13 protein-coding genes are annotated in these 15,289 nt (G+C 34.0%); 7 read left to right on the forward strand and 6 right to left on the reverse strand.

Features of this window, described 5'->3' with window-relative positions; genetic code table 11:
- Positions 1-30: 30 nt before the first annotated feature.
- On the reverse strand, positions 31-312 hold the full coding sequence (locus Q0L65_RS09170; RefSeq protein WP_296685548.1) for a DUF4834 family protein: 282 nt from the start codon (positions 310-312) through the stop codon (positions 31-33).
- 124 nt (positions 313-436) lie between these two features.
- Between Q0L65_RS09170 and Q0L65_RS09175 the strand changes: the two genes are divergently transcribed.
- Positions 437-1,387, forward strand: a complete 951-nt coding sequence (locus Q0L65_RS09175; RefSeq protein ID WP_296685550.1) for a transporter — start codon at positions 437-439, stop codon at positions 1,385-1,387.
- Positions 1,388-1,397: 10 nt separating this feature from the next.
- Positions 1,398-2,516: a GTP cyclohydrolase gene (locus Q0L65_RS09180; RefSeq protein WP_296685552.1), complete on the forward strand. Its 1,119-nt coding sequence runs from the start codon at positions 1,398-1,400 to the stop codon at positions 2,514-2,516.
- A gap of 61 nt (positions 2,517-2,577) precedes the next feature.
- Here Q0L65_RS09180 and Q0L65_RS09185 read toward each other — a convergent pair whose 3' ends face one another.
- From Q0L65_RS09185 to Q0L65_RS09195, 3 genes are all read right to left on the reverse strand, one after another.
- Positions 2,578-3,837: an aminotransferase class I/II-fold pyridoxal phosphate-dependent enzyme gene (locus Q0L65_RS09185; RefSeq protein WP_296685554.1), complete on the reverse strand. Its 1,260-nt coding sequence runs from the start codon at positions 3,835-3,837 to the stop codon at positions 2,578-2,580.
- A gap of 117 nt (positions 3,838-3,954) precedes the next feature.
- A complete protein-coding gene (locus tag Q0L65_RS09190) occupies positions 3,955-5,559 on the reverse strand; it encodes a DUF1501 domain-containing protein (protein ID WP_296685556.1) in 1,605 nt (534 codons plus the stop codon).
- A 5-nt stretch (positions 5,560-5,564) separates the two neighbouring features.
- Positions 5,565-7,364 carry a DUF1800 family protein gene (locus Q0L65_RS09195; RefSeq protein ID WP_296685559.1) on the reverse strand — a complete coding sequence of 600 codons (1,800 nt, stop codon included), beginning with the start codon at positions 7,362-7,364 and terminating at the stop codon, positions 5,565-5,567.
- A 387-nt stretch (positions 7,365-7,751) separates the two neighbouring features.
- Here Q0L65_RS09195 and Q0L65_RS09200 point away from each other — a divergent pair, with 387 nt between their 5' ends.
- Positions 7,752-8,333, forward strand: a complete 582-nt coding sequence (locus Q0L65_RS09200) for a non-canonical purine NTP diphosphatase (protein WP_296685561.1) — start codon at positions 7,752-7,754, stop codon at positions 8,331-8,333.
- Here Q0L65_RS09200 and Q0L65_RS09205 read toward each other — a convergent pair.
- Positions 8,305-8,916, reverse strand: coding sequence for a trimeric intracellular cation channel family protein (locus Q0L65_RS09205; RefSeq protein WP_296685564.1), 612 nt, complete (start codon positions 8,914-8,916; stop codon positions 8,305-8,307). The genes Q0L65_RS09200 and Q0L65_RS09205 overlap by 29 nt on opposite strands.
- Before the next feature lie 182 nt (positions 8,917-9,098).
- Between Q0L65_RS09205 and Q0L65_RS09210 the strand changes: the two genes are divergently transcribed.
- From Q0L65_RS09210 to Q0L65_RS09220, 3 genes are all read left to right on the forward strand, one after another.
- Positions 9,099-10,988, forward strand: a complete 1,890-nt coding sequence (locus tag Q0L65_RS09210) for a DEAD/DEAH box helicase (protein WP_296685567.1) — start codon at positions 9,099-9,101, stop codon at positions 10,986-10,988.
- 86 nt (positions 10,989-11,074) lie between these two features.
- On the forward strand, positions 11,075-11,842 hold the full coding sequence (locus Q0L65_RS09215) for a carboxypeptidase-like regulatory domain-containing protein (RefSeq protein ID WP_296685569.1): 768 nt from the start codon (positions 11,075-11,077) through the stop codon (positions 11,840-11,842).
- A 3-nt stretch (positions 11,843-11,845) separates the two neighbouring features.
- Complete coding sequence (locus tag Q0L65_RS09220; protein ID WP_296685571.1) at positions 11,846-12,583, forward strand: hypothetical protein; 738 nt, start codon at positions 11,846-11,848, stop codon at positions 12,581-12,583.
- Between the two features lie 65 nt (positions 12,584-12,648).
- Here Q0L65_RS09220 and Q0L65_RS09225 read toward each other — a convergent pair whose 3' ends face one another.
- Positions 12,649-14,112: an aminoacyl-histidine dipeptidase gene (locus Q0L65_RS09225; protein ID WP_296685574.1), complete on the reverse strand. Its 1,464-nt coding sequence runs from the start codon at positions 14,110-14,112 to the stop codon at positions 12,649-12,651.
- A 100-nt stretch (positions 14,113-14,212) separates the two neighbouring features.
- Between Q0L65_RS09225 and Q0L65_RS09230 the strand changes: the two genes are divergently transcribed.
- Positions 14,213-15,274, forward strand: a complete 1,062-nt coding sequence (locus tag Q0L65_RS09230; protein ID WP_296685576.1) for a DUF3810 domain-containing protein — start codon at positions 14,213-14,215, stop codon at positions 15,272-15,274.
- The last annotated feature ends 15 nt before the right edge of the window (positions 15,275-15,289 follow it).

A 15,289-nucleotide genomic window follows, 5' to 3' on the forward strand; every position in this document is an offset into this window, starting at 1 on the left:
AGAATATGAAAAAGTGGGTTGGAGGCAAATTTAATCTATTTCTTCGTAATCCACATAATCCCCTACTTTTTTGGTTTCACGAGGATTTTTAGAATCTGTTTCTTTGTAAATTATCTCGTCATTATTAGATGCTTTTTTCCAAGCCGCTTCTTGAGTATATTGCTGTTGCTTTTGAAAATTTTCACCTGCTTTTTCTACTGCTTTTTTGACCAAAATTGGCAAAAATATACGCGCTAAAAATTTAAATAAATAATAGAACATCAATATATAGAATACTGTTCTTATAAAATTAGAAAAAGAAGCTTCTTGCATAATCAAATATTTTTTTCAAAAATAATAAATCAAACGCTCAAAATAAAAATATCATTCTTAAATAAATAATAAAATATAGTACATTTGGGAAGCGTTATTACTTTTTAATCCAATAAAGATAACTATGTTTAAAATCAACCATTCTTTGTTATTGGCTCTTTTGCTAATTCCGCTACTGAATTTTGCGCAATACACTGACCAAATTAATTCCAATAGACCTGGCGAAACGATGTCGGCTTTTGCGGTAGGAAAATCAGTAATTCAATTAGAAACAGGCACTTATGGCATTTCTCAAAAACACCATTTACTCAATTATACGACTAATGGATACGGAGTTGACGCTACTTTGCGCTATGGAATGTTTATGGAAAAATTGGAAGTAATTGCCGATATTCAATACCAAAGCCAAGTGTATGAAGCCTTGTACACAAAAACAAATCAAAAAGCGTTAAAACAAACTATATTAGGTGCCAAATATTTGCTTTACGATCCATTTAAAAATCACGAAAAGAAAATCAATGTGTACAGTTGGAATGCGAATCGTAAATTCAGCTGGCGCCAATTAATTCCTGCTGTTTCTGTTTTTGCAGGTGCCAATTTCACTTCTGCTAACAATCCGTATCATTTTTCTCCCAACGCGAGTATTTCGCCAAAAGTCATTTTGATTACTCAAAATCATTTGGGTGACGGTACATGGGTATTTGTCACCAATACTATTGCCGATTATATTGGCACAGAATATCCAAGTTATGGCTACGCACTTACTTTGACCAAAGGATTTAACGACAAATGGTCTGGTTTTGTAGAAAACCAAGGCTATAAAAGTGATTTCTATAGTGATGCTATTGTTAGAGCTGGAGCCGCTTATTTACTTACAGACGACCTTCAAATTGACGCTTCAGCAAGTGCTAGTCTAAAAAACACGCCTTCTATTTTCTATGGAGGACTTGGTTTTTCTTGGCGTTATGATGCTAATTATAACGAAGTACGAATGCCTATTGAAGATCCCAATGTTTTAAAAGCACAAAAAAGAGCCAAGAAAGGCAACAAGAAAAAGAAATTCCTGATTTTTTAGATTATATACGATGATTCAAATTAAAGAAGCGGTTAGCAAAAGTGAATTGACCGACTATATTAAATTCCCTTTTTCCTTATACAAAAACAACCTATATTGGGTGCCACCCATTATTGCTGACGAATTAGAAACCTTTGACAAGACTAAAAATCCAGCTTTTGAAAACGCAGAAGCCTATTTTTATTTGGCCTATCGCAACAATCAAATTGTAGGTCGAATTGCCGCCATTATTAACTGGGAAGAAGTCAACAATCAACAAAAGAAGAAAGTCCGTTTTGGTTGGTTTGATGTAATTGACGATATTGAAGTAACCAAAGCCTTGTTAGAAAAAGTCTATGAATTAGGTCGAAAAAACAATTTAGACTATGTGGAAGGCCCAATGGGATTCTCTAATTTAGACAAAGTGGGGGTGCTTACTGAAGGGTTTGAAGAAATCGGCACGATGATTACTTGGTACAATCATCCGTATTATGCTAATCATTTTGAACAATTAGGCTATGTAACCGAAAAGGAATATTTGGAAAACAAATTCCCTTTTGAAAACGTAAAATTAGACTATTTTGACAAAGCGCAAGAGTTAATCAAAAGGCGTTACCAACTCCGACCTGTCAATTTTAAAAAAACAAAAGACGTGCTTCCTTATGTAGATAAAATGTTTGATTTGTTCAATGCCTCTTATGCTAGTTTATCTTCATTTGTTGCCATTTCTGATGTTCAAAAAGAATATTTTAAGAAAAAATACATCAGTTTTATCAATCCGGAATACATCAAATTTGTAGAAGATAAAGACGGCAATTTAGTTGCTTTTGCCATCGTGATGCCTAGTTTTTCCAAAGCATTGCAAAAAGCAAATGGTAAATTGTTTCCTTTTGGATTCTTACACTTGCTAAACGCGAGAAACAAAAGCAAAGACGTTACTTTTTATCTTATTGGAGTACATCCTGAGTACCAAAACAAAGGAGTTCACGCTATTATTTTCAAAGAATACCACACCACTTTTACCGAAAAAGGAATTGAAAACTGCATTCGAACTCCTGAATTAGCCGACAATCATGCGATTCATTTACTTTGGAAAAACTTTGACCCCAAAATTATTTGTCGCAGAAAAACATTTCGAAAAGAATTGTAAAAAACACAACCATAAAAAAATCCATTCAATTGAATGGATTTTTTTTAATTCAGTTTCTTAATTACGAAACGTCAACTGTCGTTTGCTCAGCAATTTGTTTGTAGGTTCCGTTTACTAATTTTTCACGAATCGCTTCAAAAGCCGCTAATGTTTCGTCGATATCTGCCAAAGTATGCGAAGCAGTTGGAATCATACGCAATAAAATAATTCCTTTAGGAATTACAGGATACACCACAATCGACAAGAAAATTCCGTAATTTTCTCTCAAATCGTTCACCATAATCATCGCTTCCGGAATAGAACCTTCAAGATACACTGGGGTAATACAAGTATTAGTATCGCCAATATTGAATCCTCTTTCTTTTAAACCGTTTTGTAACGCATTCACGTTTACCCACAATTTATCTTTAATCTCAGACGATTGGCGCAATAATTCCAAACGTTTCAATGATCCAATAGTTTGAATCATTGGTAACGCTTTAGCAAACATTTGCGAACGTAAATTGTATTTCAAATAATCAATAATATCTTTATCTGCTGCTACGAAAGCACCAATGTTAGCCATTGATTTGGCAAAAGTCGAAAAATACACATCAATATCGTCTTGAACGCCTTGTTCCTCACCTGCTCCAGCTCCTGTTTTTCCAAGTGTTCCAAAACCATGTGCATCGTCAACTAACAAACGGAAATTGTATTTCTTCTTCATTTCCACCACTTCCTTCAACTTTCCTTGTTGACCACGCATTCCAAAAACACCTTCGGTTATAAATAAAATTCCTCCTCCAGTTTCTTCAGCTAATTTTGTGGCACGTTGTAAGTTTTTCTCCATACTCTCCACATCATTATGACGGTAAGTAAAACGTTTCCCCATGTGTAAACGTACCCCATCAATAATACAAGCATGTGCGTCAACATCATAAACAATCACGTCATTTTTAGTCACCAAAGCATCAATAATAGACACCATTCCTTGGTAACCAAAATTCAATAAATAAGCTGATTCTTTCATTACAAAAGCAGCCAATTCTTGCTCTAATTGTTCGTGGTATTTAGTATGACCACTCATCATACGCGCTCCCATTGGGTAAGCAGCTCCGTATTCAATAGCAGCTTCAGTATCCGCTTTACGTACTTCTGGATGATTGGCAAGACCTAAATAATCATTCAAACTCCAATTCAAAATATCTTTTCCTTGAAATTTCATTCTAGGTCCTAATTCGCCTTCCAATTTTGGAAACACAAAATAACCTTCTGCTTGTGAAGCCCATTTTCCCAATGGTCCTTTATTAGTCTGAATTCTTTCGAATAAATCTTTTACCATGATATATATTGAAATTGTTTATTTTTTTTAACAAGCAGCAAAAATAATTATTTAAAATTTATAAAAGAATTGAAAGACTATTTATTTTGAATGCCTCAGTTTTTGAAGTACTACTTTTTAATTAAACACCGCTTTTTTATAAAAACGATTCCCATTCCAATCTATGCTTAGTATATAAATAGCATCCTGAACAAATCCAGAATAATCCAATCTCAATTCTCTTTGATTTAATTTGAAAATCTCACTCTTAACTAACTGACCGTTGATTGACAATAAGGAAATACTAACATAGTCTTTTACAATATCTGGGAAACGTAAATTTACTATCCCATCAACACTTGGATTAGGATAAAGTAAAATACTTTCATTATCAAAATCGGCAGTACTCAATAATGTCGAACCAAAAATCGGCAACTTAACAAAATTAGTTCCTAAAACCTGTGTTGCTTCTGTTTCTGTCATGCAAAGCCAATCCTGCATTACAGTTGTGTACAATTGTCGGTAATCAAACTGCATTTCGACTTGATCGCTAACTGTTGCATTAGTAGGTAAGTTAGGCGATTTCCCTATCATACCAGGCACAGGATACGTTGTCTTTGTTACTTGAGAAGATGTATTTAACATTGCGCCAAAAAAGAGCACTGGAGCCGCAGCACCGTGATCTGTTCCTTGACTAGCATTACTTTTAATTCTTCTACCAAACTCACTAAATGTCATTCCTGAAACTTGCTCTGATTTTCCCATAAACTCTATTTCCTTTTGAAAGGCTCCAATAGCTTGAGATAGCAAGGTTAAATTAGTTGCTTGAGCTCCTTGAGTTTTATCATTTGCATTGACCTGAGCACTATGGGTATCATGTGAGTTGGGATGATTTACAATATAAACGGGCGTTTTCAAACCACCATTAATCAATTTAGCGACAATTTTTAATTGATCGGCTAATTTATTATTGGAAGGATAGGTTACCGAAGAATTCAGAGTTGCATTATAGGCTTTTTGAATTACTTTAATGTATTCATTGCTTTGATCTTTCATGAGTCTTAAAAAAGTTAATTCATGTCCATAGTCTGAATCTGGCGCTGGGTCAGCAACTCCATTAATTACATTCAACAAAGCATTTGGGTCGGGAGCACTATACCCCATATTGATATGTGGGCCTTGTAAAGAAAATGGTAAGGTTGAACCAATTTGTATCGCCAATGGATCAGGCATATCGGTAGTTGGATACCCATTAGGAAAATTAGGATATTTAATATCCAAAGCTCTGCCTAACCATCCTGTGTCTAAATCGGTGTTACTTCCTGAACCAGTAAACCAAATATCAGTCGCTTTAAAATGACTATATATAGGATTGGGATAAGAAACCCCTTGTACAATGATCATTTTACCATTATCATACAAGTCTTTCATTTCGGTCATAGCAGGATGCAATCCTGTGGTAAGGTTCCCTGAAAGTGGAAGCACTTGACTTTGATTCATCAAAATATTAGCGCGTGCATTGACTAAATTACTCCATTTGTCCAAAGGAAAAACCGTATTCAACCCATCATTACCCCCATTTTGCTGAATAATTACTAATATCCTATCACAATTTAACGCTGCTAATGCCATTTTTTCCAGCGATTGACTTAACAAATCAGAGGAGGCAACTACTGGAATTCCCTTTAATAATAAAGGAATTGATGTAAATGTGGTTTTTTTTATAAAACTTCTTCTTTTCATCTTAATTACATTAGTTGATACTCGGCTAATTGTGCAATTGACACTAACAATCCTTTTAATCTAGTCTTTACAACTGCCGTATATGTTGCATTGGTGGGCGAATTACTATAATTCAACCAAGCTGTTGTCCAATACGAATTAGTTGTTTGATTTGATAACAAATTCTGAACTTTCAAACTATCTTTTACTGATGTACTTATATCAATTGGCAATAAATACTTCACACATTCATTCACTAATTCATCTGGGTCTTGTATAATCGATGATGAAAATTGCATAACCCAAGCAATAACATCTACTTCTATCTTAACTTTTAACCCATTGTATGTAGGATAATACCCATTAAAAATAGTATTGATAAAAGAATATCTTCTTTGAACTGTATTGGAATTAATCCAATACTCATGAAATGAAGGCGCTTGATAAAAAGCATTCCAACCAGAAACATTAGGGACTTCTCCCATTGTTTGTTCCATTGGTTTCATAACGGAGCTATTAAAATAGCGCCATACAGAATATTGTGCATCAAAATTAAATGCATCGGATACATTGTAGTTAATATTAAAAGTACGCAAACTACCTAAAACTAAGTCAAATGGAGATTTTATATAGACTCCTCGATTAGCCATATCAAAAAAATGTTCGCTCTTAAACAATGTATCCAAAACAGGTTTTATCTCCCAATTAGACGCAACAAAAACCCTAGCTAATGGTTGAATTACATTCAATTCTACAGAAGCGTCTATATCATAATATACAAAATACCGATACAGTCTTCTACAAATATATTCAGACACAACCTGTTCTTTACTAAATATCATAGCGATAAAAGTATCTAATTCAGCCGCACCATTTGAATTTATCACTGTATTGTTAAAAAAGGAAGAAAAAGTTTTATTGGAAGTATCATGAAGCGAACTCACAAAAGTAGTTGTCGTTGGAGATTGTGTCAAATTTTGAACTCTCCATCCCGTCAAAACTTTTGCCGCCTGAACTACATCTGATTCTGTATATTGGCTTAATGGATCTTTTCCAAGTGTAAATAATTCCATTATTTCTCGAGCAAAATTTTCATCAGGAGCTGTTTTTGTATTGGCTTGATTGTTCAAATAATACATCATGGCAGGTTGAGTAGCCATATTTCTTATAATTGCTTTAAAGTTTCCTGTAGCATTTATTCTCAAAAATTTGAAATAATCATAGCATATCCTTGCCGAATTCGAACCTGATGCTACCCTAACTGTTTCTAAGTCTATTGGGATAAAGTGATACCAAAACCATAACATCTTTTCCCGTATAGTATTTTCTTGATTTAATGCCTGACCTGTACTCCAATTAGCCAAACTTATATTTCTATAAACATTAGTAGTCCCTCCTACGGCATTACTACTAAAGGCATGTGTTGTCCAATCTGTGCCATACCCTATACCTCCTTCATCATTAAAACCATTCTGATAATTATTTACCGGTGGAGATGGAACTACATTGGTAAAATTCAAAAGTTGATTGACCGCATTATTCATTCCTAATGAAACAAATGCATTTACGTCTCTAATTTTAAATCCAAAAAGTGTTCTTTTTAATAAATGGATAACCTCTTTTTCTGTCCAAACACCTGTATAAGGTGCAATTCCTGAAGTAATATTTATCTTTCTATTGGAGATATCAGAAGTAGAAGTTGGGTCAAGATAACGTCGACCATTATATATTTTCCTTCTATATTTTTCTAATAAAGGATCTAAACCATTCGAACATTTACTTACAAATTTCCTAAATAATTGTCTTCTAGATAGTTTATAACTCATTTGCAAAGAATTAAAAAAATAAAGATACTTTTTTTTCCGATTGATTAAAATTTTAAACAAAATATTTACAGTACCATCCTATTTAATAGAAATTGTATTTTTTCAAACAAAAAAGGAGGACCTTTAGAGTCCTCCAGTTGTTGATTTTGATATACCGTTATCTTACCGATACTTTTTACTCGTAGGGTAGATTATTGAACTGCCAAATCTTCCTAAGGTAAGGAATTCTGACACATCCAAGCACAATCAAAAACACACTTAAAGGTAATTATAATTTAATTTAAAAAATTGAAAATCAATATTTTAACACCAAAATAACATTTGCCGTTTTATCAAAAACAAATGCTAAAATTTCAATATCTTTGAAAAATAAACCAAACCTAAATTATGCAACTCGTTTTCGCTTCCAACAATAAAAATAAAATCAAAGAAATTCAATTACTTGTTCCTTCCACAATCCAAATTTTAAGCTTAGACGATATCGGTTGTACCGAAGATATTGCTGAAACAGCAGATACTATTGAAGGAAATGCGATGCTAAAAGCCAATTATGTAACCGAAAAATACGGCTACGATTGCTTTGCAGACGATTCCGGTCTTGAAGTGCAGGCTCTAAATGGTGAACCTGGAGTTTTTTCAGCGCGATATGCCGGCGAACCTAAAAACGATGAAAACAATATTGACAAATTATTAGCTAATTTAAAGGATTTGGAAAATAAAAAAGCCAATTTCAAAACCGTAATTTGTTTGAACAGTAAAGGAAAACAGCATTTATTTACAGGTATTATAAACGGTAAAATTATTGAAGAACGAATCGGAAACAACGGATTTGGATACGATCCTATTTTTGTAGCTGATGGATACCAAAAAACCTTTGCAGAGCTAACGTTAGAAGAAAAATCAAACATTAGCCACCGTGGAATTGCTGTAAAAGAATTAATTACTTTTTTGCAAAAACAGCACCAATAGGCAGACTCCAATTGTTTTTAAAAGCAATTAAACGAATACTGATGATGAAAATAGCAACAGTTAATGAAATCGCATTCGGTTCCACTTGTAAATCTTGAAGTATAAAAAACAAGACTCCACCCAAAATGCATAGGGTGGCATAAATTTCTTTTCGAAACAAAACTGGAATTTCAGCACACAATATGTCACGAATAACACCTCCAAAAGTAGCTGTTATAGTTCCTAAAATTATACAAACAATCTTATCTAAATGATACTCCTGTCCTATTGCTATACCAATTAAAGTAAAAACACCTAATCCAATAGTATCAAACAAAAGCATAGATGTTCTTAATTGTTCTAAAAAACGGTTAAATACAATGGAGAGTATAAAACCCAAAGTAATAACATACACATATTCAATATGTAACATCCAACCCACTGGAGTCCTACCTATTAATACATCCCGTAAAGTTCCACCGCCTAAAGCCGTAACAAAGGCAATGCAATACACGCCAAACAAATCTAATTTTTTGTATATAGCAGTCAAGGCTCCCGACATAGCAAATACTAATGTTCCAATAGTATCTAAAGCTTCAAACATATCTCTCTTTTTCAGTAAAAGTAGTTTTACTTTTTCACATTTTTAATTTTTGTTTTACTAAAATCCATCTTTTATAAAATACATCAAAATTCAACAAAACGTAATTAACTGAAAATCAATAAATAACAAATTAGCTTATATGGTTTTTTAAACCTACCTTTGCAGACAATTTAAAATAATATATGAACAAATTTGAACAATTAGGTCTGAATGAGTCGCTACTGCTTGCGATCAAAGATCTAGGATTTGAGAATCCATCAGAAGTGCAAGAAAAAGCGATTCCAGTACTATTGGAACAAAACACAGACTTAGTAGCTTTAGCACAAACAGGTACAGGGAAAACAGCAGCTTTTGGTTTTCCACTTATTCAAAAAATTGATGCTGAAGACAGAAGTACACAAGCGTTAATTTTATCACCAACGCGTGAGCTATGCTTACAAATCACCAACGAGATTAAACAATACTCAAAATACGTAAAAGGTTTACATACAGTGGCAGTTTATGGTGGTGCAAGCATTACAGAACAAGCCCGAGAAATTAAACGTGGAGCACAAATTATTGTGGCTACTCCAGGTAGAATGCAAGACATGATCAACAGAGGTCTTGTGAACATTAAAAACATCAATTTCTGTATTCTTGACGAAGCAGATGAGATGTTGAATATGGGCTTTTATGAAGACATCGTATCGATTTTATCCGATACTCCAGACGAGAAAAACACTTGGTTATTCTCTGCAACAATGCCTGCTGAAGTAGCACGTATTGCTAAAAAATTCATGTCAAACCCAGCTGAAGTAACTGTAGGTTCAAAAAACTCAGGTTCAGCTACTGTTTCTCACGAGTACTATTTAGTAAATGCGCGTGATCGTTACGAAGCTTTGAAACGTTTAGCGGATGCTAATCCTGATATTTTTTCAGTAGTTTTTTGTAGAACAAAACGTGATACTCAAGCCGTTGCCGAAAAATTAATTGAAGATGGATACAGCGCTGCCGCTTTGCACGGAGATTTATCTCAAGCACAACGTGATGGTGTTATGAAATCATTTAGAGGTCGTCAAATTCAAATGTTGGTTGCAACTGATGTAGCTGCTCGTGGAATTGACGTAGATAATATTACTCACGTAGTCAATTATCAATTACCTGACGAAATCGAAACCTACAACCACCGTTCAGGACGTACTGGACGTGCAGGTAAGTTAGGAACTTCTATCGTTATTGTAACTAAAAGTGAAATTCGTAAGATTTCTTCAATCGAAAGAATTATCCAACAAAAATTTCAAGAAAAAACAATTCCTTCTGGAATTGAAATTTGCGAAATCCAATTGTTACATTTGGCTAACAAAATCAAAGATACTGAAGTAGATCACGAAATTGACAACTACCTTCCAGCTATCAACGAAGTATTAGAAGGATTATCTAAAGAAGAATTAATCAAGAAAATGGTATCGGTTGAATTCAACCGTTTCATCAACTATTACAAGAAAAACAGAGACCTTTCATCTCAATCTTCAGGTTCAGACCGAAGAGAAAGAGACGGAGCGCCAAGAGAAAACAACAATGGTGGAGCTACTCGTTATTTTGTAAACATAGGTTCAAGAGACGATTTCGATTGGATGCAATTGAAAGATTTCTTAAAAGAAACTTTGGAATTAGGTCGTGACGACGTTTTCAAAGTAGATGTAAAAGAAGGTTTCTCTTTCTTTAATACCGATGCTGAACATACTGACAAAGTAATGGAAGTACTTAACGGATATGACTTAAACGGAAGACGAATCAACGTAGAAATTTCTAAAAATGATGGTGGCGGAAGACGTGACCATAATGGTAGAAATTCTGGTGGATTTGGCGGAAGAAGTTCTGCTCCAAGAAGAGAAGGAAGTTTTGCGCCAAGACGTGAAGGCGGATTTAGAAGCGACAGAAATTCAGCTCCAAGAGAAGGTGGTTTCAGAAGCGACAGAGGTTCGGCTCCAAGAAGAGGTGAAGGAAGAGAAGGCGGAGTTTCTGAAAGAGCGCCAAGACGTTCTGAAAGCTTTGGTGATTCATCAAGACCAAGAAGACCAAGAAGAGACTAACACCTTTTGTTAATTTTCTTATAATTATAGTTAAACTACAAAATATTCCCGACTGATTTATTACTTTTAAAGTCTTAAACCAGTTTATGAAATATTTTGTAGTTTTCTTTTTTATACTACTTTCAGTACATCTTACTGCGCAAGAAGTAGAACCCTCCCAAAGAGTTTCGGGAATTGTTGTCAATGATAATACAAATCAACCCTTATCTAACGTGAACATCATTAACTTGAATAAAGTGCGTGGTGCTACTACAGATGCTAATGGCCGATTTGAAATCAACGTTCAAGTAAACGATACGTTACATTTTACCATTTTAGGATTCCAACCCCTAAGAGTAAGAGTAACCAATGACTGGATCAAAAATAAAAGTACCCGAATTCAATTAACTGAGAAAGCCATTGCTTTGGAAGAAGTGATCATTCGCCCATTTAACTTAACTGGTTATTTGGAAGTCGATTCAAAATTGATTCCTACCAAAGAAAATTTCCGATATAGCATTTCTGGGTTAACTCAAGGTTACGAAGCTGGGGAATATTCGCCAAATGCCTTTGGAAGAGTAATGGGATCTATTTTTAACCCTGCTGATATGTTGTATAATTTCTTCGGGAAAAAGCCTAAAGAGCTCAAAAAACTGAAAGAAATGAAGAAAGATGAAACTGTTCGCAAGCTCTTGGAATCCAAATACGATAGAGAAACCGTTACTGCACTATTGGGTATTGACACCAAAGAAATTTCGGAAATTTTACAACGTTGCAATTACTCGGAATCTTTTATCCAAACGGCAAACGATTTACAAATCCTAGACGCCATTAGCGGTTGTTATGAGGAATATAAAGTTTTAAAAAAGAAATAAGATTTGAAAATTGACCAGAAATTAGAACTCATATTTGAATTTTTAAAATCAAATAGAAAATACAACCATAAACTTCAAGAAAAATTTTATAATTCTGTTGTAAAATCATTTGATAATAATTCTGATAAGATTATTTCGTTGCTTTATCATATAGCTAACACTCAAAGCCAACCGAAAATTGATTCTTTATCAGTCTTCTACAAAAAGATTCACGCTAACTCTAATTGCCTAAATTCTTTTAAAGACTTTGTCGAATTTATAAAGACTGAAAATAAAGTCTCAATAAACTTCAAAGGACTATATTTAGGGATGATGAATCAAAGTGGATGGGGCAAAAAAACTTCCGCATTATTTTCTAAAATTATATTTCATTTACACAACGGAGATTATTCCAATAATTTGAAGATTTGGAATGACGTACCGAAAACAATTGAAGATACAGATGATTTTTTTCTACCTGTAGATTCTGTAATAATTTCTATTTTCAAAAAATTAGATACTGATTCAGTTTGGAATTTTGATAACATAAACAAATTATTAAAGAAAAATTATAATAATTCAGATATTGAAGTTTGGGATGATTTATGGTTTTGGGGATTTATTACACAAAACGGATCTGGAGATAATAGAATATTTGAGTGGAATGAAAACAAATATTGGAATTTAAAAGATACTGACAAAAATGAATTTGCAATCAATGAAATAAAATTAAAAGCTAAAAATTTCTTAAAATTATTATAATATTTTTTTAGTTAATTTAAATTTAAAAAAGCCTCGTTAAACGAGGCTTTTTTATTGGTTATCAATTACTTCACTGGAATAGAAGCTAAAATCTCTACTAAAAATTTCCAAAATTTCTGAGCCGAAGAAATACTTGCTCTTTCATCTGGCGAGTGCGCACCGTGAATGGTTGGTCCAAAAGAAATCATATCCATTTCAGGATAGTTAGCACCTAAAATACCACACTCTAAACCAGCGTGACAAGCTACTACTTTGGCCTTTTCATTATTTTGTTTTTCATAAATCGAAGTCAGCACGTCTAATATTTCTGATTTAGAATTTGGAGTCCAACCCGGATACGAACCTGAAAATTCCACTTCGCAGCCCATCAATTCAAAAGCTGAACGCAACGCATTAGCCAAATCCATTTTAGCTGATTCCACAGAAGAACGCGTTAGGCATTGTACCGAAAGTTGGCCGTTACCTAGCTCTACTTTCGCAATATTATTTGACGTTTCTACCAAATTATCAAAATCAGCACTCATGCGATATACACCGTTAAGAGCGGTGTACATGGCACGTACAAAATAAAATTGAGCTATAGAAGGCATCACTTTTGTAGGGGTTGATTCCATTTTTTCAAAACCAATTTCTAAATTGGGCTCCGTACTTTGCAATTCTGATTTGATTTCATTCACGATTTGTTGCATGTCAAACACAAAAGCTTCGTCATACACCTCTGCAATAATTACTTTTGCGACACTTTCACGCGGAATAGCATTACGCAAACTTCCGCCTTGAATAGACGCAATTTGCAATCCAAAATTATCAAAGCCATCAAACAACAAGCGATTCATAATTTTATTAGCATTCCCTAATCCTTTATGAATATCCATTCCTGAATGCCCCCCATTCAAGCCTTTAACGGTAATGGTATACCCAACAGATCCTTCTGGTGTTGGCTCCTCATCATATTCAGCAGTCGCTGTTACATCAATTCCTCCTGCACAACCAATATCAATTTCATCATCTTCTTCGGTATCCAAATTCAAAAGGATTTGCCCTTGCAAAATACCTCCTTTTAGGTTCAAAGCACCCGTCATTCCTGTTTCTTCGTCGATAGTAAATAAGGCTTCAATAGCGGGATGTGGAATGTCTTTACTTTCCAAAATTGCCATAATAGCAGCTACTCCTAATCCATTATCTGCACCCAAGGTAGTTCCATGCGCGCGAACCCAGTCGCCATCCACATACATATCAATTCCTTGAGTATCAAAATCAAAAACAGTATCCGCATTTTTCTGGTGTACCATATCCAAATGCCCTTGTAGCACAACAGGTTTTCTATTTTCCATTCCTGGAGTCGCAGGCTTTCTTATGATTACATTGCGAATGTCATCTTCAAAAGTTTCTAATCCTAATTGGTTTCCAAAGTCTTTCATAAAGGCAATAACACGTTCTTCTTTCTTAGAAGGGCGCGGTACCGCATTCAAATTGGCAAATTGATTCCAAAGTACTTTAGGTTCTAAATTGCGTATTTCTTGGCTCATATAGTGTATTCGTTTTTAAGTATCAAACGAGCAAAGTTACAAAGTTTAAATTCGTTATGAATTGATATTGTGATTATATTTACATCTTAAAATGCATTTTGTGAAACGCCAAAATCTACTTCCCTATTTTCTTTTGATTCAAATCATTTTGATTCCATTTCTTGGTTTTTTCCCCGAAGTTATGGAACGATGGTACAGTAACGGACTCTATCCAATTGTTTCCAAATCACTTCGAATGCTATTTGGGAATATTCCCTTTTCAGTTGGAGATCTGCTGTATTTTGTATTAATTGTATTCGGAATGAAATGGATTTGGACCAATCGAAAATCATGGAAAACGCACTGGAAAAAAAATATCAATTTACTATTAAGTGGTATAGCTGTATTGTATTTTGCCTTTCATTTACTTTGGGGATTCAATTATTACAGGCAACCTCTTTTTGAGAAAATGAAAATTGAACGAGACTACACTGATGCCGATTTATTGCTTTTTACCAAAAAATTAATTGCTAAAACGAATACTACTCAGTTTCAAATTGCACAAAATAAGAATGCTAAAATTGTATTCCCCTATTCGCAAGAACACGTTTTTCAAATGAATTTGAATGGCTACCGAACGCTTGCAAGCGAATATCCTTTTTTCAATTATTCTGAATTAAGCGCTAAAAAATCACTCTTTAGTTTACCTTTAACTTATATGGGTTTTGGCGGCTATTTGAATCCGTTTACCAATGAAGCCCAAGTCAATTATTTAATGCCAATGTATAATTCGCCCACCACGAGTTGTCACGAAATGGCACATCAAATGGGCTATGCTAGCGAAAGTGAATGCAATTTTATCGGATTTATGGCTTCGGTAAAAAACAACGACTTGTATTTTAAATACTCTGGTTACAGTTTTGCTTTGCGGTATTGCTTAGCGAATTGGCAGATACGAAATAAAGTTGTTTACAAACAATTACTCTTAACTGTTCATCCCGGTATTTTGAAAAATTACGACGAAAGTGATGCTTTTTGGAAAACCTATGAAACTCCTATTGAAACAGGATTCCATCTTTTTTATGATAGTTTCTTAAAATGGAACCAACAAAAAGACGGAATGGAAGGTTACAGCAAATTTGTCAACTTGATGGTGAATTATTATAAAAACAAACCTTTATGAGAATGACAATGTCAA

Origin of the sequence: Flavobacterium sp., from assembly GCF_024642105.1 — a bacterium.
Classification (GTDB): Bacteria; Bacteroidota; Bacteroidia; order Flavobacteriales; family Flavobacteriaceae; genus Flavobacterium.

Bases quoted from the DNA above. Each gene is read 5' to 3' on its own strand.
- Q0L65_RS09215 (WP_296685569.1), top strand. From the start codon at position 11,075: ATGAAATATTTTGTAGTTTTCTTTTTTATACTACTTTCAGTACATCTT.
- Q0L65_RS09195 (WP_296685559.1), bottom strand. From the start codon at position 7,364: ATGAGTTATAAACTATCTAGAAGACAATTATTTAGGAAATTTGTAAGT.
- Q0L65_RS09225 (WP_296685574.1), bottom strand. From the start codon at position 14,112: ATGAGCCAAGAAATACGCAATTTAGAACCTAAAGTACTTTGGAATCAA.
- Q0L65_RS09175 (WP_296685550.1), top strand. From the start codon at position 437: ATGTTTAAAATCAACCATTCTTTGTTATTGGCTCTTTTGCTAATTCCG.
- Q0L65_RS09185 (WP_296685554.1), bottom strand. From the start codon at position 3,837: ATGGTAAAAGATTTATTCGAAAGAATTCAGACTAATAAAGGACCATTG.
- Q0L65_RS09200 (WP_296685561.1), top strand. From the start codon at position 7,752: ATGCAACTCGTTTTCGCTTCCAACAATAAAAATAAAATCAAAGAAATT.
- Q0L65_RS09205 (WP_296685564.1), bottom strand. From the start codon at position 8,916: ATGTTTGAAGCTTTAGATACTATTGGAACATTAGTATTTGCTATGTCG.
- Q0L65_RS09190 (WP_296685556.1), bottom strand. From the start codon at position 5,559: ATGAAAAGAAGAAGTTTTATAAAAAAAACCACATTTACATCAATTCCT.
- Q0L65_RS09170 (WP_296685548.1), bottom strand. From the start codon at position 312: ATGCAAGAAGCTTCTTTTTCTAATTTTATAAGAACAGTATTCTATATA.
- Q0L65_RS09210 (WP_296685567.1), top strand. From the start codon at position 9,099: ATGAACAAATTTGAACAATTAGGTCTGAATGAGTCGCTACTGCTTGCG.
- Q0L65_RS09180 (WP_296685552.1), top strand. From the start codon at position 1,398: ATGATTCAAATTAAAGAAGCGGTTAGCAAAAGTGAATTGACCGACTAT.